Genomic DNA, 25,282 nt, shown 5'->3' on the forward strand with positions numbered 1-25,282 from the left:
GGAGAGTGAAATGGGATTCGAATTCCCGGTGCTTCCAAAGCCCGACCATGTGCCAGCCGAACTCGTCCAGCCCTTCCCGTTCGTGTTCGGCCTGACGACCGACAAGGACCCGTTCAATGACCTGGCCGATTCCGTTCACCAGGGGCCGGACATCATTTATGCGATGCATGCCTATCCCGGCGGCACGCCCGCATGGGTGCCGCGGCGGATGGCCGATCTGCGCAAGATCTATTTCGATACGGAGCATTTCTCGAGCAAGGACTTCTCGCCCTTTTCCAAACTGATCGGCGAGACCTGGAACAACCTGCCGGCCGAGCATGACCCGCCGATGCACGGGCTCTATCGCAGCATGGTCAACCCGCTCTTCACACCAAAGGCGATGGCCGCTCTGGAGGACCGGATCCGTGCTTATGCGCGGGAGTATGTCCTCGCGTTCCAGACCAGGGGCGAATGCGAGTTCATGGCGGACTTCGCCTTCGAATTCCCGATCAAGGTCTTCATGGAACTGATGGGCCTGCCCCACGACAAGACCAGCGAGTTCCTCGACTGGGAGATGAACCTCCTCCACAATCATGACCTCGGCAAGATTGCTGCCGCCACCCGGAGCGTCGTCGACTATCTGCGCGGCGAGATCGAGGAGCGGCGGCGCAATCCGACCGAAGACCTGATCAGCTGGGGCGTCCACGCGCAGGTGGAGGGCCGCTCACTCACCGAAGACGAGTTGATGGGGTTCTGCTTCAACCTGTTCATTGGAGGCCTCGACACAGTCTCGACCAACATGGGTCTCCATTTCCGGCACCTGGCCGAGCATCCGGACGACCAGGCGCTGCTTCGCGCCAATCCGGCGCTCATTCCCAATGCCATCGAGGAGATGATGCGCGCCTATCCGGCGGTGACGACGTTCCGCACCTGCATCAAGGAAACCGAACTGAACGGCGTGCGCTTCCTGCCAGGCGACAAGGTAGCGATGAGCACGACCCTCGGCGGGCGCGATCCGGCCGAGTTCCCCGACCCTGCGGCCGTCCGTTTCGATCGCAAGCCCCGCCATGTGAGCTTCGGCTTCGGGCCGCACATCTGTCTCGGCATGCATCTGGCGCGCCGCGAGATGCGCATCGCCATGGAGGAGTTCCTGGGGCTGATCCCGGAATTCCACCTGCCGGAGGGACATGTCGTCGTGAGCCATATGGGGATGATCCAGCCGGTGGCGCTGCCGCTGGTCTGGAAAGCCTGATCAACGGATTCGGTGGGGGTGCGGGTCAGCGCCCCATACCGAACCGCGCACCCTAGAGAGCGATAGGTCCGGAACCCCGGAGGGGGAGGCACAAGACCCTCCCCGACTGGAGCGATGCCGATGCAATGGGACCTGGATTTCGATATTGTCTGCGTGGGATCCGGGCTCGGAGGCCTGACGGCAGCGCTGACAGCGGCCGAGCATGGTGCTCGTGCGATCGTGCTGGAAAAATATGAACTTCTCGGCGGCGTATCAGCATTGTCGTCGGGGCAGCTGTGGCTCGGGTCCAACCATCTGGCTGAAGCGGCCGGCATCGCGGATACCGAGGCGGCGGCCGAGGCGTATCTCGGTCACCTGTCCCAGGGTTTCGCCACGCCCGAAAGGCGGGCCAATTTCATCAGACGGGCCCCCGAGGCGCTCCGTTTCCTGACCGATACCATCGGAGTGGAAATGGCCGTCGTCCGTGGGCTTCCCGATTATTATTTCCCGGCCGTTTCCGGGTCACAGGCCGAAGGGCGCTATGTCGAGGTTCTGCCCTTTCCGGCCGACAGACTGGGCGACTGGGCCGACAAGGTCCTGACCTCGCCTTATGGCGACGGCTACAGTTTCACCACCTCCAATGAGTGGGTCGAGATGCAGAAGGGCGGGACGCCTGTGGGCGTCTGCCTCCTGCGCCACGTTGAAGCAGGCGAACGGTGCGCCGGGGCGGGTCTCGCGGCCGCGCAGGTGCTCGCCGCGCGCGATCGGGACGTGGAGATGCGAACGTCGACCGAAGTCATCGATCTGGTGCTCGATGATGGCAAGGTAGCCGGGGTCATCGTGCGCGATGCCAAGGGCACACACCGGATACGCGCGCGATCGGGTGTGGTGCTCGCGACCGGCGGCTATGACTGGAAAGCCGACTATGTCCGGGCATTCGATGCCTTGCCCGAGGCCGGCAGCATGGCGCCGCCCACCGTGTCCGGCGACCATATTGCCATGGCGGCCAAGGCGGGCGTGATCCCCGTGCCCGCACGGGCTCCGTCGCAAAGCCCGATCTTCGTCGGATACAAGGTGCCGGCGGAGACCGTCTATGGGGAGCCATCCTATCGCATGTGGCTGCCGGGCGCGCCGCATTGCATCGCGGTGAACGCCGCCGGTCATCGCTTCGCCAATGATGCCTTCTATCCCGATGTCGCCACCAAGGTTGCGCGCTTCGACGGGCAGGAACAGGGTCAGCCCAACTGGCCGGCCTGGATCGTCTTCGACCAGAACATGCTGGACAAATATGGCATGCTGCCGGGCTGGCCCGGCCAGCCGATGTCCGAAGGCATGGGGGTGACGGCGGCAACCCTTGGCGAACTGGCGGTGGCGGCGGGAATCGACGCAGCTGGCCTCGAAGCGACCGTGGCCCGCTTCAACCGGTTTTGCGAAGACGGGGTCGACCATGATTTCGCCCGCGGCTCGGTGCCATGGGGACGGATCATGACCGGGGACCCGCGACTTCCCAATCCGAATATGGCGCCGCTGGAGAAAGCACCCTTCCATGCGGTGAAGATCGAGCGGGTGACGATGGGCGTGCCGACAGCGGGCCTTCCCATCGACACCAATGCGCGCGTCCTCGCAGCCGATGGCCTGCCCGTTCCCGGACTTTATGCCGCGGGCAACTCGGCCGCCTGGCTCGACATTGGTGGCGGCTACAATAGCGGCATCGCGAACACGCGCGGCCTTCTCTACGGCTATCTGGCGGCGCTCGAGATGATACGCACGCGCAGCGCCGACGCACCAGCGGACACACAAGGGGTTCCGGCATGACGTGGTTCGAAGGACGGGTTGCGCTGGTGACGGCCGCCGCCGCGGGCATCGGCGCGGCAACGGCCGAAGCTTTTGCCCGGCATGGCGCGCGCGTCATGCTCTCCGACATCAACATGGATGCCGGAGAGGCCATGGCGGAACGCCTGAAGTCGGCGGGCCATGACGTCCATTTCCTGGCGGCGGACGCGACCGTCGAAGCGGACGTCGAGGCGCTCGTGGCCAAGACGGTCGAGAAGATGGGCGGCCTGCATTTGGCCGCCAATGTCGTGGGCGACGCCCATCCTGGCGCCGGCGGCCCGGAATTTCATCTCCAGACGCTCGATGCCTGGGAGCATACCATGGCGGTCAGCCTGCGCAGCGTCTTCCTCAGCCTCAAGCATGAGATCGCCCACATGATCGAGCATGGCGGCGGTGCCATCGCCAATGTCACGTCGCTTGCCGCCCTGCTCCATGTCGGCGTATCGGGCGCCGCCTACGCCGCTTCCAAGGCGGGCGTCGTCCGCCTCACCAAGTTTGCCGCGGTCAATTATGCCGATCGCGGCGTCCGGGTGAACTGCATCGCCCCGGGCGTGACGCCGACACAGGCCTATAACAAGGCCGGGCCGGAGATCGGCCAGATGGTGATCGACGACCTCCTTACCCACCAGCCCATCCGCCGGACCATCGCGCCGGCCGAGCAGGCCGAGGCGATCATGTGGCTATGTTCGGACGCTGCCGCGATGGTGACGGGGCACATCCTGCCGGTCGACGGCGGCTGGACGGCCCAGAGCTGAAGCGTGCCGGGCGCCCGCGGCGCCTAGCCGCCGGTTCCGGCAAAGGTCTCGTCGACCCCCATCTTGCGGGTGAGGTCGGCCATGTCGAGATATTCGCGCCAGCGGCTGATCAGGCCCTGCTCGTCGAATTCATAGATCGCGACCATCTGGTGGGGGCAGGGCTTGCCCAGGATCATCGCGGTATCCGATCGCTCCTGCATGACCATGACGTCGCTCGACAGGATATTGACCTCATTGCACTTGTTGTTGGTCGCAATCCGCTTCTGCCGCTCGATCTCCTCGCGAAGCGCCACCTTGCCTCTGACGATCGGCCCGCCCGGCACCCATAATTGCCATTCGGCGTCCTCGGCCATCATCGACAGGATCTTTTCGACGTCCGGCTTGGTCTCCAGACTGCCGTCACCCCACGCCGCACAGAATTCACGGACAAAATCCTCCTGCTTCCGGCCCATCTCTCATTCCTCCCCTTTTGTGTTTCAGGATCCGGCAAGCATCTTCCGAGTGACCCCGACAAAGGGCACGGTGCAGCTTTGTCCACCGTCCACCGAATAGAGCATGCCGTTGACGTAACGGGATTCGTCGGAAGCCAGGAAGACGGCCATCGCCGCTATGTCCTCGGGCTCGCCAATGAAGGGTACGTTCAGTATCTCGAGGAAAGCCGCATCCATTTCCGGCGTCGACCATGCCTTTTTCGAAGGCGTCTGGGTCGGCCCAGGCAGGATCGCGTTGCTGCGGATGCCCTGCTTGCCGAAGGTTGCCGCGATCGCCTGGACGAACCAGTTGAGCGCGGCCTTGGATGGCCCATAGCTATAGGCGGTCACGTCCCCGCCAAGCGAACTGCCCGACGAGGTGAACAGGATCGATCCACCGCCCTGTTTCAGCATGTGCGGGATCGCCAGCTTGCTGGCGAGCACGCCGCCCAGCACGTTGACGCGCATGTTGGCGTAGAAGACTTCCGGGTCGAACTTCAGGAAGTCGAGATCCCGCATCACGAAATCCTTGTTCACGAACAAGGCGTTATTATAGAGGACGTCGATCCGGCCATGGGCGGCGATGACCGTCTCGATCATCGCCTCGAGGTCGCGCTCTTCACCGACGTCGACCTTCATGGCAGTCGCTCTGCCTCCGGCCGCGACGATCTCGCGGGCGACGGCATCAGCGGCATCCTCATGGATGTCGGTGACGATGACGGTAGCCCCCTCCTTCGCGAACATCCCGGCACTTGCCCGGCCGATGCCACTGCCAGCTCCCGTGATGATGCTGACCTTGTCGGCCAATCGGTTCATTGGACTCCCTCTCCCGGCCCGCTCCTGATCGAGCCAAGCAACGCTGTCACCGGCGGGTGCGCAAGCAGCTTAATTGGACGCAGCGTCCAACGTGCCGGCCTGCCGTCCGGAAGGTCACGATCGCATTCGCCTCCAGGATGACCGCTTCCTGGGCAAAATGGATGCGCGCGATGGGCGACGGGCTTTCTCTGGACCATTATCGGCTACTTGGACGGTCTGGCCTGCGGGTCTCGCCATTGTGCCTTGGCACGATGACCTTCGGTGAGACCTGGGGTGCCGGCGAAGCAGAATCGCGCCGCGTCTTCGATGCCTTTGTCGATCGTGGCGGAAATTTCATCGACACGGCCGGCTATTATGCCCGAGGCCAGTCCGAAGCACTGACCGGGGCCTTCGCGAGGACCAAGCGCCAGCGGCTCGTCCTGTCGACCAAATATTCGCTGGCCGTGGAGAATGGCGATCCGAACGCGGCCGGAAATGGCCGCAAGAGCCTGATCGCGTTGGTGGAATCCAGCCTGAAGCGCCTCGGTACCGATTATATCGACCTGCTCTACCTTCATGTCTGGGACGACACGACACCGGCCGATGAGATCCTGCAGGGGTTCGACGACCTGATCCGCCAGGGCAAGATTCTGTATGCCGGCATTTCCGATACGCCGGCCTGGCAGGTGGCGCGGATGCAGACGCTCGCAGAGCTTCGGGCCTGGCCGCGCTTCATCGGAATGCAGGTCGAATATAATCTGCTGCAAAGGGCGGCCGAACGCGAGCTGCTGCCCGCGGCTCTGGCCATGGGGATCGGCGTCCTGCCCTGGTCGCCGCTCGGCAGTGGCGTGCTGTCCGGCAAATATGCGACCGGAGCAACCATGCCCGCCGGAGAGGAAGGCGGCCGCGGCACGCTTATCAATTCAGTAGGACGGATCAACGCCGGGTCCATCGCCGTCGCGGACACCGTCCAGGCCATCGCCGACGAAATCGGAGCGACGTCAGCGCAGGTAGCTATCGGATGGACCTTCAACCATTCGGCAGTCACCGCTCCGGTGATCGGTGCAAGGACCTTCCGCCAGCTTGAGGACAATCTCGGCGCTCTCGCCATTTCGCTCGATCAGGCCCAGCTGGCCCGGCTCGACCAGGCGACCGCCATCGACCTCGGCTTTCCCCACGACTTCCTGAAGGGCGGGCACATCATCGAGGGCCTTACGGCGGGTACGAAGGTCGCGGGACTAAGCTCGCCTGCCTGATCTAACGCGCGACCTCGCGCGGCAGGCTACGCGCCGCCGCCAGATAGCTGGCGATCGAAAGCAGGAGGAAGGCGGCGATCGCGATCATCGCGCGCTGAAGTCCGACCGCCGAAGCTTCATGGCAGGCAGGCGAGAGAAGGACATGGCCCTTCATGCCGAGGCAGGTCTCAGCATAATTCCCGGCGAAGGCGGCAGCGGCGAGCCGGTCGCTCAGATAACCAAGCAGCACGGACCCCAGGCCCAGCCCCATGACGGTCTGGCCGAAGCTGTGAATGGCGGCGGCCGATGCGCGCATGCGCGGTTCGACGAGCGTCTGCGTGACCGTCATGATCGTCGGCAGGAATGCGTAGAGACAGGCTGTCGCCAGGAAAAGGAGCCCCATCAGAAGTCGCCAGTCGTCCTGGTAGATGGCTGCGGCATAAAGCGGCAGGCCCAGGCACAGGAGGAGCGCCGGCGCCCAGCCATACCAGCGTAGGTCGCGGCGCCCGAGACGGTCGGCAAGATGCCCGCCGACCAGCGTGCCCAAGGCTGTGGCCAGGCTGAAGGACAAAGCAAAGGCGAGGCCCGCTTGCGAAAGGTCCATGCCGTGCCGGCGGACCAGAAGCGGGATCAGAAACAGGTTCAGGCCAAAGCCGACAAGTCCGACCATGCCGCTGCCGAAGGTCAGGTGGAGGAAAGCCGGCGAACGCCCCAGGCGCCTGAGAACGGCGCCGAACGAAGGTGCGACATGCCCGGCGCTGTCCCGCGGGGGCTCGGGCACGGTCAGATACAATAACAAAGCGAGCAACAGCCCCGGCAAGCCGACGACCGCGAAAGCGAGACGCCAGCCAAAGGTTTGCGCGATGGCGCCACCGGCCACCGCGGCGATGGCGCCGCCAAGTGGCACGCCGACGGCGATGACCGAAAAGACGAAGGCGCGGCGCCCAGGTGCAAAGCGATCCGAGATCATCGAGACGAGCGCAGGCGTGAAGCCCGCCTCGCCGACTCCGACACCCATCCGGCAAAGGAGCAGCTGCACAAAGCTGCCTGCGGCACCGCACAGCATCGTCATGAGCGACCACAAGGCCGTGACCGCCGCGATGATACGGATGCGATTATGCCGTTCGGCAAGCCGGGCCAGCGGAATGCCGAGCGCGGCGTAGAAGAATGAGAAAGCCAGCCCACCCATCAGACCGAGCTGGAGATCACTCAGTGCGAGGTCCTTGCGGATCGCCTCACCGAGGACGGAAATGATCGTCCTGTCGATGAAGTTGAACATGTAAATCAGGCCGAGGATCAGGATGAACCATCGATCCCTGGTGCTGAATGCCCCGCTCATGCCTCACCCTTCCCTGCCGCACCCGCCAGACCTGTTGGAGAAGTGCCCGTTCGCGATCAAGCCACCCGGCCATCACTTCGCGCCTTCCGAGGGATAGGCGGCTCATCCTCGATGCCGGAGTCGGGGCAGGAATCATTGACGAACGGAAAAGGCAAGCGCTGCTATTTGATACACTTTATACAACTTCTAACTAATCTGTTCATTTTTGTCTTGAAAATGGCACCAATTTGACCGACGTCGAATCCACCTCTCGCAAATGGTGAAACTGATGAAATTTCCGATGATTTTGGCGGTAGTCGCCGCAACCGCCTTGCAGGCCCCCGCCTTTGCACAGACCGAAGCCCCGGCCATCAAGGCGCGCGCCACGGTCTATTCCGCAGATGGCACCAAGATTGGTCGCATTGACAAGCTGGTCGAGGATTCGAGCGGCGCGGTGACGGGCGCGCGCATCGTCTATCGTGGCAAGTTCATCACCATCCCGGCGAACTCGCTTGCCGCCGATGGCGATCATCTGAAGACGAGCCTGACCAACGACGTGCTCAAGAAGATGTAGCACCGGGGCATGGGGGAACCTGTGGCCCGGGCCCGCGATCATGCTAGGACGCGAGCCATGGCAGTCACAGCTTCCCCCGGCCGTCGCGGTCGCAGGCCCCTGGTCGAAGGCCCCGCGCTCGACCGGAAGCGCCTGACGGATACATTGGTGGAGATGGCGCACGCCCGGGGTATCGAGGCCCTGAGCATCCGGGCGGTTGCGCAGGCGCTCGGCGTTTCTCCCCGCCTCATCTACCTTCATGTCCGCGACAAGGAGGAAATGCTCGGCCTGCTGACGGACGAGATCCTGCGGGCGCGGATGCCCGATCTGACTTCAGGGGATTGGCAGACGAGGTTGCGCCGTATCGTCGCGGCCGTCCATGTCGCCTATCGCGACGTACCGGGATCGGCGGGTTTCATCCTCGGCAGGAGCGCCAACCGCCTTGACCAGCCTCATGCCCTCAAAATTCGCCAGGCAATCTTCGCAGCCCTCGGACAGGCGGGGCTCGACGAGCGGCAGTGCGAAGAGATGCTGATTCTTTTCTCGGTCGTCGTGCTGGGCAATGTCGTCATTGCCGAAAGCCTGCCCGCCGCCGATGCCCAGCTCGCGGTTCGACGAGAGCGGGTCGAGGCAGCCTTTGCGCGCAGCACGGACATGCTGCTCGACGCGATTGAAAAGGCGGCAACCGACCGCCGTGACTGAACAGGACAGGATGCCCTTATGACAGACAGGCTGGATGGCCGCGTCGCGATCGTCACCGGCGCCGGAGGCGGCATTGGCGCCGCCACGGCGGCGCGGCTCGCACGCGACGGCGCAAAGGTCATTGCCGCGGATCTCCAGGAGCCGCAGCTCGACGGCGCAGTGAACGAGGCCTTCGACCTTACGGACGAAGGGTCGATCGCGGCCTTCATCGATCGGGTGATGGCCCGCTTCGGGCGGATCGATATCGTCCACAACAATGCGGCCCTCCAGAGCGAGGCGCAGCGCCAGCGCGACCTCGACGTCGTCCAGCTCGATGCCGAGGTCTGGGATGCCGCCATGGCCGTGAATGCAAGGGGCCCGATGCTGCTTTGCAAGCACGCCATTCCGCACATGATTGCCGGAGGCGGCGGATCGATCATCCACTCTTCGTCGGGCTTCGGGCAGCTGGGAGAATCGACACTGACGGCATATGGCGCCTCAAAAGCGGCATTGATCAACCTCAGCCGCTTCATCGCCACCCAATATGGTCGCGAAAAGATTCGCTCGAACGTCATCGTCATCGGCTTCGTGCTGACGCCCGTGGCGATCGCGACGACGCCCCAGGAGATCAAGGACCTGATCGCGGCCCAGCATCTTCTGCCCGCGCTCGGCACGCCCGAGAATATTGCGGATGTCGTCGCCTTCCTGGCCTCCGACGACGCATCCTTCATCACCGGCGCCGCGATTCCGGTCGACGGCGGCTTTACCGCACATCAGCCGACCTTCGCCGACATGCGGGCCTTCTTCGCCAAAGTGGGCGGGTCCAAGCTCTAGCGCAGGTCCGCCATGCTGCGGACCGGCGCAGTCACACCATCCCAGTCGAGATGAGCAGCGTGCATGCGCCGAAGGGAGTCCTCCATGGCCGGCGAAATCTCCATGAGCTCGACATAGCCGCCATTGCCCGATCGCGTGTCGAAGAGGCAGAAGCGCTCACCTGACGGCATCTGCCCGCTGAAGGCGATCTCGTAGCCGTGACCCGACAACCGCTCGACCCCTTGGTCATAGGCGATGCGCAGCATCACATGATGATAGCCCTCGCCATGGGCATCGAGCATCTCCCCGAACACCGACGGCCTATCGTTGGTCTGCTGGAGCAGTTCGATGAGCAGGCCGCCGGAAAAGCCGAAGGCGACCCGCATCGAGACCTCCGTCGGCTGTCCCCGATAGAGCTGCCCGGGCAGCACCGGTACGTCGAAGACGAAGAAGGGCCCTGCCCCGATCACCCTGGTCCAGTGCTCGAGCGCGCGGTCGATGTCGGTCACGACCTGGCAAAGTTCGAGAATCGTGCCGTCCGGTTGCATCTCAATCCTCCCGTCTCGCCCACGCCGCGTCGCAGGTCCTCGCCGCATGCAGTCTGGCCCGTTCGGCGATCTGCCGACGACGCCCGGCGATCTCGATCCGCGGCGCGCCGGCCGCCAGCACCTGATCCAGCGCATCGGCGGCAACGAGGCGAACATCGCGAATGAAGGTCGCCGGATCGGCACCAGCCGGGACACCCTGCCAGCGAACCATCATCCACCCTTCCGCCAGCGATACCGTATCGATCCAGTTGGCGATGCCGGGGTCAACCGGGGACAGCACGAAGGTCGCCGTGCCATCGGGATTGAGGGCCGTCTGGGCCTTGTTGAGGCTGACGGTCCGATGCATCGGATCGGGCGAGATCGTCCACGGATCCGACACCTGGAAGCCCGTATAATATGAGCCGGCCGGGTCGAGCGTCAGGACAAGGGCCTCGTTTCCGGCAAGGCGGAATCGCCCGCCCGCCAGATAACCCCACCCGCCATCGCGTCCATTGGGCCCGACGAGCCGGTTGGGTTCGGGATATCCAAGAAAATCGTCCTTGAACCCGGCCCAGAATTGCACCCAGGCGGGCATGTCGGCGATGACCGTCGTGGCAATCTCGTCCTCGCTGCGCGGCTGCCAGCCCGTCGGCGGATCGAGCCGCCGCACGCTGACCTCGGCCGGGACCTGCGACCAGTCCGCCTGGCTGTCGCGCGTGTAGATCTGGATGCGTCCGGGCTCTGTCCGGAAATGAAAGGGACCCGCGCCATTATCGTCGGGGCCGACCGTGACGATGACCCGGCGATCCGCGTCGGCTCCGGCCAGCAGGTCCTGAAGCGTGAAAGCCCCGATGTTCCGGCCAAGTCCGGCATGATGATCGGGCTCCATCTCGATGACGATGCTGAACTGGGGCGGATCCTCCGAAAACCGGATCGCGATCTCGTAGCGGCCCTCGCCCGCGATCGGGATCTCCCGATTGAAATTGTCGGGATTGTCGATCGCGACGGCGGCTCCCGGATAGACATGGTCGAACCAGGGCCTGGGCGCATTGCTGACGTTCCAGACGACCCGCGGATCGGCGACGTCGCCATTGGCTTCGCGCATCGCAAGGGCGAGCACCCATTGATCGAGCGCGCGATCGAGCAGGATGCGCCCATCGAGTGTCGCGGCAACCGCATCCGCCAGCAGGACGCGCCGGGCGCGCTCGCGTGCTGCTCGCACGTCTGCGCGCTCAATCAGCCGCAGCGCCAGTGTTTCGGCCGCGCGCTGGTCGGCCGTGTGGAGCGGATTGGCGCTCATGAGATCGTTCCGACGCGACCGCCTTCGGTGAAGATGGTGCTGCCGGTCGAATAGCTCGAGCCGTCGCCCGCCAGCAGGATCGCGGCACCGACGGCCTCGTCGGCCGCGCCGAAACGCTTGATGGCATTGCGCTCGGCAAGGCCAAGGCCGCGATGGATCTCGGCTTCCTGTCCGTCCGGGCTCATCGACCCGACGCAGAGTGCATTGACGCGCGTGTGCGGCGCCAGCGCCTTTGCCAGCGAGCGGGTGAGGAAGGCGAGCGCCGCCTTGCTCACGCCATAGGCTATCGCCGGTGGAATGGGCGTGAAGCCGCCGCAGCTCTGGACCGAGATGATGCTGCCCTTGCCATGGGCCTGCATGTCTTCGGTGGTGAGCTCGGCAAGCCGCCAGGTCGCCATCAGATTGACGTCGAGCGCGGTCTTCCACACCGCATCGTCATTGTCCCAGATGCCCTTGCCATCCTTGCCGTAGACGATCCCGGCCGCCGCATTGTTGAAGACGATATGGATCGGACCAAAGGCCTTGCGGGCAGCCGCGACAAGGCCGACGAGATCGGATTTCTCGCCCGCATCCGCGGCCACCGCGATGGCCCTGCCCCCCTTTCCCGCATTGATCTCGGCCGCGATCCGTTCGAGCCGGTCGACCGAGCGGGCCGACACCACGACATTGGCACCGAGCTCGGCATAGGCCCTGGCGACATGCTCGCCGACGCCCGGACCGACGCCGGTGAGGATGGCCGTGCGGCCGTCGAGGCGGAAGCGGTCGAATACGCTCATGCTGGTTCCTTGGTGAGGGGGCGGCCGAGCAGGTGGCCGAAACGATCATAATAATCGGCGAGCCGCTCATGGACTTCGGCCACGTCGATGCCGAACTGCTCGGGACTGTGCCGATGCTTGCCGAGGCGGCCGGCAGCGGGATTGTCGGCGAGGAACTGCGTGATCCGCCGTCCATGTTCCTCGCCGAACGGCAGGGAAAACCGCTCGTAGATGCGGGTCACCGTGCCCTTGGGATCGGCGACGACATCCTTGTGAGCGAGGTCGATGATGCGAGCCTCGATGTCGGGATGATCGAGCCGTGCGCGGGTCGCACGCTGCATACCCGCGCTCCACATCTCAAACACGGATCGCCCGATCGCATGAAGATCCTTGTCTGCACCGAAGGCGGCGAGAAAGCCCGCGATCATGCTCGCAAGCGAAGAGAAGGTGAGCACCGGATCGCGATGGGTCCAGACGAGCATGGCTCCGGGATAGGCGTCGACGAGACCGGGCAGGTCGAAGAGGTGCTGGGGTGATTTGAGCGTCCAGCGTCCCCGAGGCCCCTTCCACTGGAATTGCTGGAGCATGCGCTTGTGCGTGCGATACTGGCCTTCGGGCGGATTGGCCTGGAGCCACTCGGCAAAGGCCGGCACGCCGAATTCGGCGGGAAAATTGGTGCTGCCGAAATGGAGCATCATGCCATGATTGCATTCGCCGGGCTGGGTGCAGTCCATCCGCTGGATGTCGGCGAGCTGCGGCGCATGCTTCAACCAGTTCTCGTAGATCGACTGCACCTGGGCGATGCGGGGATCGCTGTCGAACGTGGCGATCTCGGGGGCGGGCCAGGGGATGTACCATTCCCACTCGCGCGGTGCGCGCGCGGCGGGATCGAGGCAGAGAAGGTCATAGACGATCGTCGTTCCCGTCCGCGGCAGTCCGCAGACGATCAGCGGGTCACCGACATCCTGTGCAAGGATTTCCGGATGGCATTTCGCATCCTCGACATAATGGAAGCGTGCGGACAACAGCCCGACGATCTTGGCATGCAGGGCCGACCGGAGATGGTCCGGCGCCTCCATCGTCGCAACGGCGGCGACGAGCTGATGCAGGCCTTCCATGAAGCTCAAATCGGGTCCGAGGTCCTCCAGGCCGGTGGCGAGCTTCGCTTCCTCGATCAGCGCATCGACGGCTGGAAAGCCTGGAAGTCCCGTCATCTGACACCCTCTCCCGAAATGTCCCTGCAGCGTGACGCCGCCACTATATCCACAGTGTATATTTATTGGGCGCAAGGACCGTCAAGCGGGCGACGCCCGCGTCGACATGGCGGACGTTATTTCTCTTCGACCGGGGTCAGGTTGCTCATGAAGGCATAGAAGTCCGGTCCGAACTCCGGGGGCTCCATACCGAGCCGCTCGGCCAGATAGAGCGTCATGAGGTTGGCATCGATCGACTTGTTATCGGCCTTGATGTTGCCCACCGAAACTTGCCGGTCGAATGCCCCGACCGCCACGAGCGCCATCCTGAGCGCCACGACGACATCATAATATTCGAGATTCTCGGCCTTCCGGCCGACCGCCGCCTCCCAGATCGCGATGGTCTCGTCCCGCGTCGGCAGACCTGGCAGGCGCTCGATGCCAAAGCGGCGGCTGAACAGGTCGTCGAAATAGAGCCACCAGGCAAGATCGAGCTCGGCCGGACCAAGGGCTGCAAGCTCCCAGTCGATCAGCGCCTGCACCTCGCCGCTCGCATCGAACATCACATTGGAGGGCGTCGCATCGCCCCACAGCACGTTGACCGGGGCGTGGAGGGGCTTGTGGCGCTGGATATGGTCGAGCGCCGCATCGATATAGCGCATCGACCTGCCTTTTGCGCAGCCGGCATGCCAGGCGACGAGATGGCCGACATACTGGTCGACGCCAGGCTTGCCCCATTCGTTCCGGGCCAGGAAGTCGAAACCCTGCTCCCAGTCGATCTTCGACAGGTTCGCAAAGGCGTGGATCGCGTTGCGAAACGACCGGGCGCGGCCGGCTGGTTCCATATCCTTGAGCCAGCCATCGACATTATAATTCGGGCGTTGGGTCGCGCACTGCCCGTCGACCTTGCCCATCACGAGGAACGGCAGGCCGAGGACGCTGGTATCGAGCTCCATGCCGATCCATGGCGGAACGGGTACGCCGCCCCAGGCATCGAGCGCGGCCATCATCTTGCCCTGGAGCGCAAGGCTGCTTCCCAGAACCACCTCGAAATCGGTCGGCTGGCGCCGTACGACCAGCGTGCGCGCCTGGGGACCGTCTCGATCGACATAGGTCACATCGACGAAGAATATCTCGGCAGAGAAACCCGCCCCCAGCTCGACATCGTGCGGCCTGACCTCGACATCGCGCCAGCCTTCGACATTTGCCTCGAACCAGTCCCGCAAGGTGACCGTGACGTCCTGGAGTGCGACCGTCGCCATCAACCGGCCCTCGCGCCGAGCACGCGCTTGAGTTCGGTGGTCAAAGGTCCCATGTCCTTCGGAGCCGAGCCGTGGAGGAGGATCTCGTCGGCGCCGGCATCGAGAAAGTCCATGAGCTTCGTCGCACATTGCGCGGCCGTGCCGACGGCGGCGCCCTCGTCGAGCCAGGCCTGCGGGATCAGACGGCTGACGTCGACCAGTTCCTGGCGCGTATATGCCTGGTCGGCGGGCTTGCCATTGAGCCCGGCGATCTTGGGGTGCGCCCGGATCGCCTCGAGCACCTTCTTGTCCCAACCATTGATGTCGACGATCAGGTCGCCGAAGCCCGGCAATTCGAAATAAGTGATGGCGCGTCCACCGACCACCGCTTCCTCTTCATCCTTCGGCAGATCGGGCGCGACGATGATATTGTGATAGATTCGAACCGACATCGGATCCCGGCCGGCTTTCTCGGCCGCCTCGCGCACGATCTTCGTGCTGTTGGCGACCCCTTGCGCCGACACGAACGGATGCAGCAGCACGCCATCGCAATGCTCGCCGGCAAATTCGAGCGACTTGGGGCCGATGGCGGTGAAGATGATCGGCGGCGGCGGGCCTTCGTGCCGGTCGGTCAGCTTCAACATCGGAAACTTGCCCATCACGCCTTCATAATCGACCGTCTCGCCCGCCCAGAGGCGCCGCACGATCGAGATGACGTCTGCCAGTCGCTCCATCGTGATCGCGGGCGCGCCGAGCATCTTCATATAGGCGGGAACGGCCCGGGCGAACATCAGTCGGAAGCGGTCGCCGCTCATCGCCTGCATCATGTTGGCGACGCTTGCCGTCACGATCGGATGCCGCATCGTCGCGTACATCGTGCCGCTGATGCGGATCCTCGACGTTGCCTCGCTGACGGCGCCGGCGAGCACGGCGGGCTCCTTCAGGGCGAACCGCTCGGAGATCCAGACCGCACCAAGGCCGATCCGCTCGGCTTCGAGTGCTTCCTCGATACCGCGGCGCGGATCGCTGACCCGGCCGGGCAGGATATAGGTGCCGAACTTCTCGAACAGCGCCGCAGCGCCGGCTTCCTCAACGGTCATCAAATCGCATCCTCTGGACGGGGCTATAGGCCCTTCTCCCTCGCCGGCCATTAGCACTGACCTGCCCGAAGGCAGGGTAGAAGCGTCTCGACCGGCGGGACAATGGCGATCGACATCGGGTGGCAGACGAGGGATCCAGATGACGAGCAGAGCCGAGATCTACGAGGACATTCGCGGCGTGAAGGCGCGCTATTGCCGATTCCTCGACACCAAGGACTGGGATGGCCTCGCAGGTCTGTTCACAGCCGACGCAATCCTCGACGTCCGCGAAGACACCGGCATGGAGCCCTTTGTCGGACGCGACGCGCTTATCGAACAGATTCGCGCCGCGGTCATCCACGCCCGGTCCGCGCATCAGGTCCATACGCCCGAAATAACGCTCGTCTCCGACGATGCTTGCGACATCATCTGGGCGATGCAGGATCGCGTCGTCTGGAACGAAGGCATGTCACCGATTCCGGGCGTCCGCTCGATCACGGGCTACGGCCACTATCACGAGCATTATGTCCGCGAGAGCGATGGATGGCGGATCGCTTCGCTGAAGCTGACCCGCCTCCATGTCGATATGCACAGCTGAAAGTCGGGGCAGCGCCCTCAGTCCCACTGCAGGTGCAGGTCGGGGACGTGGAGAATGTTGCCGACGAAGAATGGCACCTGGAAGCCATCCTTGATGCGGAACTCGGGGAGCGTCGTCACGAACTCCTCGACGGCGATCTGGAGTTCCAGCCGCGCCAGATGCATCCCAAGGCACTTATGGATCCCGCTGCCGAGCGACATGTGCGCCGCCTTTCGGTCGAAGCGGACCTCCTGCGGCTCGGGATAGAAGGTCGGATCGCGACCCGTGACCGGCGTCGCCACAGCGACATATTCGCCCGGCATGACCTTTTGTCCGCAGATCTCGATTTCACGCGACGCGATGCGGAAGGCGGTAACCGGCGCGAAGGCGCGGAGGAATTCCTCCACCGCCAGGACGATCTGGGACGGGTCGGCGCGAAGCCGGTTCTGGTGGTCCGCATGGGTCGCCAGGAACTGGAATATGTTCCCGAGGAGCGATGTTACCGTGTCGAGCCCCCCGATATAGAGATTGAAGCAATGACCGAGGACCTCGTCATTGGTCCATAGCCGTTCCTGCATCTCGAAGCTGAGGACCTTCGTGATATAATCGTCGCGCGGTGCCTGGCGACGGCTCTCGATCTCCTCGAGCAGATAATTCTTGACCGCTCGCACCGCATCGCCTCGGACCTGCCAGTCGTTGGTGTGGAGCATGTCCTTTTCCCATTTCAGGAACTCCGGCATCCGCTCCTGGGGCAGTCCAAGCAGGTCGAGGACGATGTTGATCGGATATTTTTCCGAGAACTCCTCGATGAAATCGCAATGCCCCTTGTCCTTGAACGCGGCGACAAGCCCGCGCGCACGCTCGCGGATCTGGTCCTTGAGCGCGAACATCTTCTGCGGCGAGAAATGTGCGTTCAGAGCCTTGCGATATTCGGTGTGAACGGGCGGGTCGGCCTCGGTCGGGATCACCAGCCAGTCCTCGCCGATATTCTGGGCCCATTTGCCCATGCCCTTCTTAGTGAAATTGTCCGCGTCGCGCAGCATCTCCTGCACGTCCTCGGCGCGCTTCAGGAGCCATCCCGGCTGGTCACCCGGAAAGATGTTGGTGACGTAGGCGATCGGCGGCAGCGTCGCGTGCATCTCGGGGATCAAGGTTTCCTGCGGATTCTCGTAGACCCGCTTGCGCGCATAAAGCGGCAGCGTGAACACCAGTTCCGGCGGCACATGGGCCGGCACGGTCAGTTCGGGGGCGGTCGCCATCATCAAGCTCCTGAGTCAGATTCGCTGCCAATTGTCTAACAGGGTCGGGGCGGGCGATACCCTCACCAAAGACAGGCGGCGCGCGAAAGGCGCGCCCGGGCAAACGTCTCACCAGATCGTCCGCAACTGGGCGGCACTGCGCCTGTCGCGCAGCGCCTTCTCTCGCTCCCCGGCGGTGACCAGCCTTGTGCCGGCGGGAAGTGCTTCCCGCACGGCATCCACCTTCACCTTGCGGATCGTCGGCGTCGGACGCTCGTCCGTATCGAACCAGCGGCCTTGCACGGCCCCGCGCGGATAACCCGAAGTGTCGAGCCAGTTGTGCACGCCCGGGTCGCGGGCGCTGATGACGGCCCGGAACACGCCGTCGGCATCGACGACGGCCTGGCTGTCGTTCAGGCTGCTCTGGTTATTGTACCAGTCGGTCGTTTCATAAAGCTCATTGGTCAGGATCAGCGACCAGTAGCCGACGGACTCAGGGATTTTGACCTCGGTGATCAGCGCCTCATCGTCGCCAAGATCATAGGCGCCTTCATAATAGGATTGGCGCGACAGCCCGCTCATCTGGGAGAAATCGACAACCTTGAGCGCGTTGATGAGTCCCTCGTCGCGCAACTGCTGGACCTTGGGCGGAAAGGCGAGCGCGCAATTGCGCGTGATCGCGGGGATCTCCGACAGGCGGAACGCGAGATCTTCGAGCGGGACGCGACCCTTCGCTGGCGCCACGTCCAGACGATCGATCGAAAGGCGCGGCTCGCGCTCCCGGCCCCAGTCGCACCCCACGATCCGCACCATGAACTTTTCCGCCTCGGCGTGCAGCTCATGCCAGTCGCCAGCATGACCGGCGGGTCGTTCGGGCGAGATCACCACGTCGAAGCGCCCCTGATCATCGAGCGTCAGGTCGTCGAAATCGAGCTGACCGAGCACCGGATGATGCTGGCCGGTTCTCAATGTATCGGGTCCCATCTGGGCGAGGATGAGCATCCGCACGGTGCCCCTGTCGCCGCGGAGGCGATAGGTGCCGCCCCGGCCGATCATCGCCGTCTTGTAGATGGTATCGGCGTTGGGCTGGAAGATATTCTGGGCGATATTGAGCTCGGGAACGAAGATCGGGTGATTGCGGTCGCCGATGACCGCATCGGTTGTCGCGCGCATCAGCCCGTAGAGCAGGAGGCGTACCGACTCCTGCATGACATGAGGATCGTTGCGCAGGGCTTCCGGCAGGCGGTTGCGCATCATCTCGCCAAGCGGGCGCAACTGGTCGATCAACTCTTCCCAGCCCATCGCGGCCATCTCTTTCTCCCTCGTGCCATGTCGAGCTCGTTCGGGCCCACCATAGACATTGGGACAGGCTGAAGTAGGCGCTTCGATACACGGCCACTGCCAAGACTATCGCGGGCGCGCCAATGATGATCCTGTCCGGGGACAGGTTCACGCTGTTGGTCGGCCTGCAAAGCCGTCACCGGCTCAGAATGAGGAAATTTTGCCGATGCGCTCACTGGACCTCAAATTCGACGTCACCGCGGCAACCGGGATCGACGAGCCGGTTCATGTCGCGGGCACGCTTCACTTGCCCGACGGGATTGCCGATGGGGATCCGGTCGACCTCATTCTTGCCCTTCATGGCGGTGGCTATCGGCGGAGCTATTGGCACCCCACCTTCGGAGAGGACGATGGGTATAGCTTCTCGCGCTTCTTTACCGATCGCGGCAAGGTGGTGCTGGCGCTGGACCATCTCGGAATGGGTGACAGCTCGACACCGGCGCGCGAAAGCAAGCTGACCCGCGCGAGGATCGCGGCCGCCAATGCCCATGCGCTCGCAGAAACCGTCCGGATGCTTGGCGACGGCACGCACGCGCGGGCGCACCGCGTCTCGGTGACCGGCGTCGGCCACAGCATCGGCGGAATGATGGTCATTACCCAGGCGGCCGCCTTTCCGGCTATGCACCGGGTCGCGGTGCTGGGATGGGCCAATCAGCCGATGGTGCTGGGCGATACCGACGTCGCGACCCTGTCGCAGACTTTGCTCGCCGAAGGCTATATCCCGACGCCGCGCGAGCAGATGCGGGGCCTCTTCTATCTGCCCGACGTACCCGCAGACATTGTCGCGGCCGATGAGGCGGCGGGTACGCCGACACCGTCCTGCCTCGCGCGCGATGCGCTGACGCCACAGATCGTCCATGATGCGTCAGCTGCGATCGCCACGCCGGTCTTCGTGCTCCACAGCATCGTCGACACAAGTCCCGACCCGTGGGGCGAGGCAGCCTATTTCAAGGGCAGCAAGGATGTCACCCTCAGCGTCCTCGAAGGTGCTGCCCACTGCCAGAATTTCGCAACGACGCGCCGGGAGCATTGGGAGCGGCTCGACCGGTGGATCGCCTCGACGCCGGCCTGACCGCGCGCGCCTCAGAAGTTGACGCCGAGTGCCTCGACCGTCTTCAGATCCTCGCCGGCGGTGAAGATGCGCTCGACAATGTGCATGCCGATCTGGCCCCATTCGTCCATGTTCGCGATCCACGCCTGCATGGCATAAGGCGGCCAGCGCCGATAAGATTCCCAGAACATGTCGTCGTCCGGCACATTCTGCGCGCCCGTCGCCACCAGGCATTCGCGATAGTGGCGCAGCAGGTCGCGATCATGGGCGCGCCGTTCCTCGATGGTGAGGGCGCCGAGGATGAAGTAGGTGAAATCGCGGATGGGCCGGCCCTTCCGGACCATCTGCCAATCCAGCCAGACCCGTTCGCCATCGGGGCGGACATAGCTGTTGCCCTGATGGGAATCCCCGTGGACGAGGCAGTAAGGACCCTGTTCACGGTGGCGCGCGAAATCTACGAGCGCGTCATAGACGATATGGAGCCGCGAGAGATCACCCCGGATCCACTGGGGCAGGAAGGCCTGATATTCGGGCTTCGGATGATTGAGCTCGGCATATTGATACATCATGCGGAGCTGATCGGAATCCGTCGGGGTCGCCATCGAGACGGGCAACCAGTCGGCCGCATGCAGCACGGGGCTGTCCCAGAAGGCGCCATGCAGCCTGGCAAGGCTGGCGACGCCGCGGGCGGCCTCCTCCACACCCATATGGTCGGTACTGTGGCCGAACTTTCCACCGCCGACGGCCAGGTCCTCCATCATGACGAAGCCCTGGCCCGACGCATTGTCGGCCCAATCCGCGAAATAATATCGGGGGGCCGGAAAATCGACCAACCGTCGGAAATTCTCGTAGAATCGCGCCTCGAGGCGGCAGATGTCCTTGCTGTCGAACCCTGCCCAGTTGGCCTTAAGGCAGACATGTTCGGGAATACCGGCCAGGCGACCGATCTCGTTGAGCGTCAGCCTCACCTGATATTTGGTTGTGTGGCTGTTGCGCAGATGAACTTCGTCCATCGCCTCGACCACAATTCCGGGATAGCGCGACTGGAGGATCGCCGTCAGCCACTCCGCACTGACGCCGTCGAGCGTCATCGGGATCGCGACGCGCGTTGCGGCCATTGCCTCGGTCTCGCTCACCGGATCGCCTTCAGCGCGCGGATCGCCCGGTCTGCAGCGATACGCCCGGCAATCCCCGAGACCCCGCCGCCCGGATGACTGCCCGCACCGCCCATGAGGAACCCGGGAAAGATCGGCTTGGGGCCGCCAAATCCGGTTGCGGGCCGATGGACGCCGGCCCGCAACGCGCCGAAATCGACATGCGTGACACAGCCGTTGGTAACGTTGAGCCGCTTCTCGCGGTCCCGCGGCGTCTCGACGAAGCGGCCGACTTCGGCATCGAAACCACTATAATATTCCGACGCGTGCCGGACGATGTCAGTCATCGTCCGGTCCTTGAGTTCCGGGGACCAGCCCTCGCGCGCATCCACCGCCATCGCCGGCAGATAGACATAGGCCAGCGACTGGCCCGCCGGTGCCTGGCTCGGATCTGAGTTGGACAAGGGCGTGACCGACATCGCATGCCGGCGAGGGATGTCCCCGCGTTTGGCGGCCGCAAAGGATTCGCGCACCTCCTCAGGCGTGCCGATCAGTCCGACCGCCTGGTCGAGATTGACGCCATCCTGTCTCCATTGATTGTGCCGGTCGAGCGTGAGCGGTTTGCTCATCGCCACATTGGCCAGGAACGGTGCGGCATTTGCGCGGTTGGCAGGGGCGTGTTCGATCCGCTTCATCAACATGCGATCGACACCGCCGGGCGTGGTCAGCGCCATGGCGGTCCGCGGATCGCAGGTCGCGATCACCATCTTCGACCGGATCACACGACCGTCGGCAAGGCGCACGCCCTTGGCTGCGCCGCCATCGACCAGGATCTCGGCTACGGGCGCATTGAGCTCGATCGTGGCGCCCGATGCGGTGATGCTTGCCGCCATCGCATCGGCGAAGGCCTGGAGGCTGCCGATCGGCTTGCCCGTGCCGAGCCGATGCAGCACGGCAAGGATCATGTAAGCGGCCGCATTGCCATCATCGTCGACCGGTCCCGCCCCGGCAGCGATGCCGAGCAGGAGCGCGATCGTTGCGGGATGCTCGAACCGCTCGCACGCGACCTGGTCCGCCGTCCCCTTCGAAATGGCTGTCAGCGCATCCTTCAGTTTCACGTTGCGGATGGCACTCCCGATCATCTTGGACAGGTTGCGCGCATCGGGTCGTCCGGGTTCGGCCTTCATCAGCGGAAAGCCGATATCCATCATCGCGTCGAGGCACTGCAGGAATTCGAGATAGGCCTTGCCGTCGTTGCGATTGATCCGGGCGATATCCTCCGCAGTCCGGCGAGGATCGCGGAAAATCGCGATCGAGCTGCCGTCGGGGTCGAGATAGGCATAGGTCGGATCGGGATCGACGGTGCGCAGCCCATATTTGTCGAGTTCGAGATCCTCGATGATACCGGAACCGCGTGCGAACAGCAGCTCGACTGCGCACGGTGTGACCAGATGCTCCGGCGCCTCGGGAATCATATAGCCAGAGCTGGTCATCCCGCCGACCTTGGCCATGCGCTCGACGACCACGACCTTCTTGCCCGCACGGGACAGATAGCCGGCGGCGGCCATGCCATTATGGCCAGCTCCGACGATCACCACATCGACCGGATCGGTCATTCCATTCTCCCCTCGATTGCCATCGCACTAGCCGGCGACGGGCGACCTTTGTCCACCACGGGAATTTGTCGCCCGGTCAAACTTCCAGGGCGGAGCGAGGCCAGGAGCAGGCCGATGGCATATTCATGCCATTCGGCGATCCCGTCGCTCGTGCGCATGTCGACTGCGAGATATTCGGACAGGACCTGCCCTGTCAGATAGCAGGCGGTCACCATCGAGAAGGCGGCCGCATAGAATTTGTCGACATCGACATCCGCGGCAAATACGCCGCGCGCCGCGCCACGGACCAGGATGCGGCGGAACTGGGCGAGCAGAGGTTGGGTCATCGCGCTCAACCGGCGGCGTTCCGCATAATGCACGCCGCCCAGCAGATTCTCGTCCAGCATCATCGGGCCCCATTGCGGGAACCGGCGATACTGGTCCGACATGTTGCGCAGGAAGGCCGCCAGCGCCTCTTCCGGCGACAACCGGTCATAATCATACGCCAGCAACTCGGTGATGGCGCTTTCATGGCTCAGCGAAACGACCTCGGCGAACAGCCGCTCCTTGGAGCCATAATAATGGTAGATCAGCTGCTTGGTGCGGCCACAGCGCCTGGCGATATTCTCCATGCGCGCCCCTTCGAGGCCACGCTCGCCAAATTCATGACCGGCGGCCGCCACGATGGCGGCGATCGTCTGCTGCGGCGACCGCTTGGCCGCTCCCTTTCCGGTCGACATGCCTCTCGCTCCCACCAATTATAGTGGAGACGCTATCCCGACCGGAAGGCTGCGGACCCTGTCCTTTGGCTGGTGGTCAGCCCGCTTGCTCCATGAAGGCCATCAGATCGGCATAATGGGGCTGGTGGACAAGCCCCCCGCCCGAGATCGAAATATTCTCGCCGGTGATGTAGCGGGACTCGTCGGACGCCAGGAACGCCACGAGCGCCGCGATATCGTCGGGCGTTCCGAATTCGGGCGTGAGGATGTGCCGCTTGATGATCTCCTTCAGGCCCGGGACCGTCTTTTCAAGTGCTTCCGTGAGCACCACACCGGGAGCCACGCTGTTGCACCGGATATTCTGCCGGCCGTGCTGGGTCGCGACATATTTGGTGAGCGCGATGATCGCGCCCTTCGAGGAACCATAAGCAATGCGGGCGAGATCGCCTGCGCTGCCGGAATTGGAAGCGGTGTTGATGATCGACCCGCCACCGCCCGCGACCATGTGCGGGATCGCATATTTGCAGCCGAGCAAATAGCCGGTGAGGTTGACGTCGAGGATCTCGCGCCAGATTTCGAGCGGAATGTCGACCGCCGTCGTATCCTGCGGACTTTTGACCGGGTCGGTCATGGCAGCATTGTTATGGAGGATATCCAGGCGACCGAAATGCGTGACGGTCGCCTCGACCATGGCCTTGACTGATGCGGCGTCCGACGCATCGAAAGCGAGCGCGAGGCCGTTGCCACCGAGCGGTTCAGCCGCGCGGCGGGCACTGTCCTCGAAAATGTCGGCGACCGCGACCTTCGCGCCTTCTTCCGCCAGTCGCCGCGCGACGGCGGATCCAATGCCGCCACCGCCGCCGGTGACGATTGCGACTTTGCCTTCGAGTCTTTTCATGACGTCATCCTCACCCGCTTCAGGCTTCGCCGCGTGCGCCGACCGTGTAGCCCTTGGCCCATTCGGCAAGGGCCAGCAGCCTCGTTTTCCGGTCCGCCTCGATCTGCGGAATCTTCCACTCGTCTGGTCCATCCGGCACGATCACGAGCGGCTCCCTACCGAGCGCCGCGAGTCCCAGGTGGACCACGTCGTCCGGATCATAGGCGTTGCTGAGATCGAAGCCCGTGCCCTCGGTTTCCCGACGCAAGGTCGGCGTGTCCATCATTGGCGCAGCAACGCCGATGATGTCGATGTCCTGGCCCGACAGTTCGGCCCAGAGCGATTCCGCGAAGTTGAGCTCGAACGCCTTCGTTGCGGAATACATCACCAGCCAGGGTTGACCGCCGAGCCCCGCGCCAGATGACATGATGACGAAGCCGCCCCGGCCTCTTGTCTTGAAACGCTCGCCAAAACCGTGGACTGCCCGAACGACGGTTGCCGCATTCATCGACAGGAGATTGAGCGAGCGTTCGACCGGATTGTCGAGAAAGCTGTTGCCTGCGCCATCGGACCCGGCATTCGAGACATAAAGACCGACATCGAGGTCAGCGGTGGCCGCGATGATTTGGCCGGCGGCGCCTTCTTCGCGCAGATCGGCGGTAACCACGCGATATTCGATGCCATGGTGCTGGGCCAGTTGGTCCCCGAGCGCCTCGAGCGCCGGCGCCCGCCGCGATACCAGCACGATATTGATGCCCATCGCCGCAAGCTGCCGCGCAAAGCAGGCGCCCGTCCCCTCCGAGGCGCCGGCGATCACCGCCCACGGCCCATATCTGGCGACGAATGCTGCCCGATCATAATCGGGCCGGTCGATTTTGCGCATGCTGCTTCCTCCGGGATCGCCATGGTCAATGGCTGCATATTAAAAGCGCGCCACCGCTATCGTCCCATCCGCCGACAGGGTGCAATTGGATGGCGCGTCAAATGTGCGCCACGAAAAAGGGGAAGCAGGCATGCCTGCTTCCCCCGTCA

At 64.0% G+C, this 25,282-nt stretch carries 25 protein-coding genes; 9 read left to right on the forward strand and 16 right to left on the reverse strand.

The genetic code is table 11. The annotated features are described in order from the left end of the window. Positions 1-10: 10 nt before the first annotated feature. From KC8_RS05900 to KC8_RS05910, 3 genes are all read left to right on the forward strand, one after another. Entirely contained in the window at positions 11-1,231 is a 1,221-nt protein-coding gene (locus KC8_RS05900; protein ID WP_010124721.1) for a cytochrome P450, read from the forward strand. Positions 1,232-1,351: 120 nt separating this feature from the next. Beyond that, positions 1,352-3,025 (forward strand): FAD-dependent oxidoreductase, encoded by a 1,674-nt coding sequence (locus KC8_RS05905; RefSeq protein WP_010124720.1) that lies wholly within the window; start codon positions 1,352-1,354, stop codon positions 3,023-3,025. Beyond that, complete coding sequence (locus KC8_RS05910) at positions 3,022-3,798, forward strand: SDR family NAD(P)-dependent oxidoreductase (protein ID WP_010124719.1); 777 nt, start codon at positions 3,022-3,024, stop codon at positions 3,796-3,798. Before KC8_RS05905 ends, KC8_RS05910 begins: the two co-directional genes overlap by 4 nt. 23 nt (positions 3,799-3,821) lie before the next feature. Here the strand turns inward: KC8_RS05910 and KC8_RS05915 are convergent, their stop codons facing one another. Next, the gene (locus tag KC8_RS05915) at positions 3,822-4,250 is read right to left on the reverse strand and encodes a nuclear transport factor 2 family protein (RefSeq protein ID WP_010124717.1); all 429 of its coding nucleotides are present in this window, start codon (positions 4,248-4,250) and stop codon (positions 3,822-3,824) included. 24 nt (positions 4,251-4,274) lie between these two features. Next, positions 4,275-5,084, reverse strand: coding sequence for an SDR family NAD(P)-dependent oxidoreductase (locus KC8_RS05920; RefSeq protein WP_029624414.1), 810 nt, complete (start codon positions 5,082-5,084; stop codon positions 4,275-4,277). Between the two features lie 170 nt (positions 5,085-5,254). On the opposite strand from KC8_RS05920, the gene KC8_RS05925 reads away from it, so the two are divergent. After that, positions 5,255-6,319 (forward strand): aldo/keto reductase, encoded by a 1,065-nt coding sequence (locus tag KC8_RS05925; RefSeq protein ID WP_029624413.1) that lies wholly within the window; start codon positions 5,255-5,257, stop codon positions 6,317-6,319. A gap of 1 nt (position 6,320) precedes the next feature. Here the strand turns inward: KC8_RS05925 and KC8_RS05930 are convergent, their stop codons facing one another. Further along, a complete protein-coding gene (locus KC8_RS05930; RefSeq protein WP_010124711.1) occupies positions 6,321-7,637 on the reverse strand; it encodes an MFS transporter in 1,317 nt (438 codons plus the stop codon). Between the two features lie 268 nt (positions 7,638-7,905). Between KC8_RS05930 and KC8_RS05935 the strand changes: the two genes are divergently transcribed. The 3 genes from KC8_RS05935 to KC8_RS05945 all read left to right on the forward strand — a co-directional run bounded on the left by KC8_RS05935 (position 7,906) and on the right by KC8_RS05945 (position 9,684). Continuing rightward, positions 7,906-8,190 (forward strand): hypothetical protein, encoded by a 285-nt coding sequence (locus KC8_RS05935; protein WP_232455640.1) that lies wholly within the window; start codon positions 7,906-7,908, stop codon positions 8,188-8,190. A 147-nt stretch (positions 8,191-8,337) separates the two neighbouring features. Beyond that, the gene (locus tag KC8_RS05940; protein WP_257789640.1) at positions 8,338-8,871 is read left to right on the forward strand and encodes a TetR/AcrR family transcriptional regulator; all 534 of its coding nucleotides are present in this window, start codon (positions 8,338-8,340) and stop codon (positions 8,869-8,871) included. Positions 8,872-8,889: 18 nt separating this feature from the next. After that, the gene (locus KC8_RS05945; RefSeq protein WP_010124705.1) at positions 8,890-9,684 is read left to right on the forward strand and encodes an SDR family NAD(P)-dependent oxidoreductase; all 795 of its coding nucleotides are present in this window, start codon (positions 8,890-8,892) and stop codon (positions 9,682-9,684) included. Here the strand turns inward: KC8_RS05945 and KC8_RS05950 are convergent. The 6 genes from KC8_RS05950 to KC8_RS05975 all read right to left on the reverse strand — a co-directional run bounded on the left by KC8_RS05950 (position 9,681) and on the right by KC8_RS05975 (position 15,830). Continuing rightward, a complete protein-coding gene (locus tag KC8_RS05950) occupies positions 9,681-10,211 on the reverse strand; it encodes a VOC family protein (RefSeq protein WP_010124703.1) in 531 nt (176 codons plus the stop codon). The genes KC8_RS05945 and KC8_RS05950 overlap by 4 nt on opposite strands. A gap of 1 nt (position 10,212) precedes the next feature. Beyond that, positions 10,213-11,490, reverse strand: a complete 1,278-nt coding sequence (locus KC8_RS05955; protein WP_010124701.1) for a hypothetical protein — start codon at positions 11,488-11,490, stop codon at positions 10,213-10,215. After that, on the reverse strand, positions 11,487-12,266 hold the full coding sequence (locus KC8_RS05960) for an SDR family NAD(P)-dependent oxidoreductase (protein WP_010124700.1): 780 nt from the start codon (positions 12,264-12,266) through the stop codon (positions 11,487-11,489). Before KC8_RS05960 ends, KC8_RS05955 begins: the two co-directional genes overlap by 4 nt. Then, positions 12,263-13,459, reverse strand: coding sequence for a sulfotransferase family protein (locus KC8_RS05965; RefSeq protein WP_010124699.1), 1,197 nt, complete (start codon positions 13,457-13,459; stop codon positions 12,263-12,265). The genes KC8_RS05960 and KC8_RS05965 overlap by 4 nt, the downstream gene beginning before the upstream one ends. Before the next feature lie 116 nt (positions 13,460-13,575). Continuing rightward, a complete protein-coding gene (locus tag KC8_RS05970) occupies positions 13,576-14,700 on the reverse strand; it encodes a phosphotransferase family protein (protein WP_010124698.1) in 1,125 nt (374 codons plus the stop codon). Then, a complete protein-coding gene (locus KC8_RS05975) occupies positions 14,700-15,830 on the reverse strand; it encodes a TIGR03857 family LLM class F420-dependent oxidoreductase (RefSeq protein ID WP_443026357.1) in 1,131 nt (376 codons plus the stop codon). The genes KC8_RS05970 and KC8_RS05975 overlap by 1 nt, the downstream gene beginning before the upstream one ends. A gap of 88 nt (positions 15,831-15,918) precedes the next feature. On the opposite strand from KC8_RS05975, the gene KC8_RS05980 reads away from it, so the two are divergent. Then, complete coding sequence (locus tag KC8_RS05980; RefSeq protein WP_010124695.1) at positions 15,919-16,356, forward strand: nuclear transport factor 2 family protein; 438 nt, start codon at positions 15,919-15,921, stop codon at positions 16,354-16,356. Positions 16,357-16,373: 17 nt separating this feature from the next. Here the strand turns inward: KC8_RS05980 and KC8_RS05985 are convergent, their stop codons facing one another. Together KC8_RS05985 and KC8_RS05990 are read right to left on the reverse strand one after the other, a co-directional pair. Beyond that, entirely contained in the window at positions 16,374-17,594 is a 1,221-nt protein-coding gene (locus KC8_RS05985; RefSeq protein WP_232455641.1) for a cytochrome P450, read from the reverse strand. A gap of 108 nt (positions 17,595-17,702) precedes the next feature. After that, positions 17,703-18,884, reverse strand: a complete 1,182-nt coding sequence (locus KC8_RS05990; RefSeq protein ID WP_010124692.1) for a DUF1214 domain-containing protein — start codon at positions 18,882-18,884, stop codon at positions 17,703-17,705. A 196-nt stretch (positions 18,885-19,080) separates the two neighbouring features. Here KC8_RS05990 and KC8_RS05995 point away from each other — a divergent pair, with 196 nt between their 5' ends. Beyond that, positions 19,081-19,986, forward strand: coding sequence for an alpha/beta hydrolase (locus tag KC8_RS05995; RefSeq protein WP_010124690.1), 906 nt, complete (start codon positions 19,081-19,083; stop codon positions 19,984-19,986). Between the two features lie 11 nt (positions 19,987-19,997). On the opposite strand, the gene KC8_RS06000 is transcribed toward KC8_RS05995, so the two are convergent. The 5 genes from KC8_RS06000 to KC8_RS06020 all read right to left on the reverse strand — a co-directional run bounded on the left by KC8_RS06000 (position 19,998) and on the right by KC8_RS06020 (position 25,067). Continuing rightward, the gene (locus KC8_RS06000) at positions 19,998-21,101 is read right to left on the reverse strand and encodes a phosphotransferase (protein WP_232455642.1); all 1,104 of its coding nucleotides are present in this window, start codon (positions 21,099-21,101) and stop codon (positions 19,998-20,000) included. Next, the gene (locus KC8_RS06005; protein ID WP_010124686.1) at positions 21,098-22,675 is read right to left on the reverse strand and encodes a phytoene desaturase family protein; all 1,578 of its coding nucleotides are present in this window, start codon (positions 22,673-22,675) and stop codon (positions 21,098-21,100) included. Before KC8_RS06005 ends, KC8_RS06000 begins: the two co-directional genes overlap by 4 nt. After that, a complete protein-coding gene (locus KC8_RS06010) occupies positions 22,672-23,394 on the reverse strand; it encodes a TetR/AcrR family transcriptional regulator (protein WP_010124684.1) in 723 nt (240 codons plus the stop codon). Before KC8_RS06010 ends, KC8_RS06005 begins: the two co-directional genes overlap by 4 nt. 76 nt (positions 23,395-23,470) lie before the next feature. After that, positions 23,471-24,271, reverse strand: a complete 801-nt coding sequence (locus KC8_RS06015) for an SDR family NAD(P)-dependent oxidoreductase (RefSeq protein WP_010124682.1) — start codon at positions 24,269-24,271, stop codon at positions 23,471-23,473. A 19-nt stretch (positions 24,272-24,290) separates the two neighbouring features. Then, the gene (locus KC8_RS06020; RefSeq protein ID WP_232455643.1) at positions 24,291-25,067 is read right to left on the reverse strand and encodes an SDR family NAD(P)-dependent oxidoreductase; all 777 of its coding nucleotides are present in this window, start codon (positions 25,065-25,067) and stop codon (positions 24,291-24,293) included. Positions 25,068-25,282: the final 215 nt, after the last annotated feature.

Source organism: Sphingomonas sp. KC8 (assembly GCF_002151445.1).
Classification (GTDB): Bacteria; Pseudomonadota; Alphaproteobacteria; order Sphingomonadales; family Sphingomonadaceae; genus Sphingomonas_E.

Excerpts from the sequence above, each read along its gene's own strand:
- KC8_RS05900 (WP_010124721.1), top strand. The coding sequence starts at position 11 with ATGGGATTCGAATTCCCGGTGCTTCCAAAGCCCGACCATGTGCCAGCC.
- KC8_RS05905 (WP_010124720.1), top strand. The coding sequence starts at position 1,352 with ATGCAATGGGACCTGGATTTCGATATTGTCTGCGTGGGATCCGGGCTC.
- KC8_RS05910 (WP_010124719.1), top strand. The coding sequence starts at position 3,022 with ATGACGTGGTTCGAAGGACGGGTTGCGCTGGTGACGGCCGCCGCCGCG.
- KC8_RS05915 (WP_010124717.1), bottom strand. The coding sequence starts at position 4,250 with ATGGGCCGGAAGCAGGAGGATTTTGTCCGTGAATTCTGTGCGGCGTGG.
- KC8_RS05920 (WP_029624414.1), bottom strand. The coding sequence starts at position 5,084 with ATGAACCGATTGGCCGACAAGGTCAGCATCATCACGGGAGCTGGCAGT.
- KC8_RS05925 (WP_029624413.1), top strand. The coding sequence starts at position 5,255 with ATGGGCGACGGGCTTTCTCTGGACCATTATCGGCTACTTGGACGGTCT.
- KC8_RS05930 (WP_010124711.1), bottom strand. The coding sequence starts at position 7,637 with ATGAGCGGGGCATTCAGCACCAGGGATCGATGGTTCATCCTGATCCTC.
- KC8_RS05935 (WP_232455640.1), top strand. The coding sequence starts at position 7,906 with ATGAAATTTCCGATGATTTTGGCGGTAGTCGCCGCAACCGCCTTGCAG.
- KC8_RS05945 (WP_010124705.1), top strand. The coding sequence starts at position 8,890 with ATGACAGACAGGCTGGATGGCCGCGTCGCGATCGTCACCGGCGCCGGA.
- KC8_RS05950 (WP_010124703.1), bottom strand. The coding sequence starts at position 10,211 with ATGCAACCGGACGGCACGATTCTCGAACTTTGCCAGGTCGTGACCGAC.
- KC8_RS05955 (WP_010124701.1), bottom strand. The coding sequence starts at position 11,490 with ATGAGCGCCAATCCGCTCCACACGGCCGACCAGCGCGCGGCCGAAACA.
- KC8_RS05960 (WP_010124700.1), bottom strand. The coding sequence starts at position 12,266 with ATGAGCGTATTCGACCGCTTCCGCCTCGACGGCCGCACGGCCATCCTC.
- KC8_RS05965 (WP_010124699.1), bottom strand. The coding sequence starts at position 13,459 with ATGACGGGACTTCCAGGCTTTCCAGCCGTCGATGCGCTGATCGAGGAA.
- KC8_RS05970 (WP_010124698.1), bottom strand. The coding sequence starts at position 14,700 with ATGGCGACGGTCGCACTCCAGGACGTCACGGTCACCTTGCGGGACTGG.
- KC8_RS05975 (WP_443026357.1), bottom strand. The coding sequence starts at position 15,830 with ATGGCCGGCGAGGGAGAAGGGCCTATAGCCCCGTCCAGAGGATGCGAT.
- KC8_RS05980 (WP_010124695.1), top strand. The coding sequence starts at position 15,919 with ATGACGAGCAGAGCCGAGATCTACGAGGACATTCGCGGCGTGAAGGCG.
- KC8_RS05985 (WP_232455641.1), bottom strand. The coding sequence starts at position 17,594 with ATGGCGACCGCCCCCGAACTGACCGTGCCGGCCCATGTGCCGCCGGAA.
- KC8_RS05990 (WP_010124692.1), bottom strand. The coding sequence starts at position 18,884 with ATGGCCGCGATGGGCTGGGAAGAGTTGATCGACCAGTTGCGCCCGCTT.
- KC8_RS05995 (WP_010124690.1), top strand. The coding sequence starts at position 19,081 with ATGCGCTCACTGGACCTCAAATTCGACGTCACCGCGGCAACCGGGATC.
- KC8_RS06005 (WP_010124686.1), bottom strand. The coding sequence starts at position 22,675 with ATGACCGATCCGGTCGATGTGGTGATCGTCGGAGCTGGCCATAATGGC.
- KC8_RS06010 (WP_010124684.1), bottom strand. The coding sequence starts at position 23,394 with ATGTCGACCGGAAAGGGAGCGGCCAAGCGGTCGCCGCAGCAGACGATC.
- KC8_RS06015 (WP_010124682.1), bottom strand. The coding sequence starts at position 24,271 with ATGAAAAGACTCGAAGGCAAAGTCGCAATCGTCACCGGCGGCGGTGGC.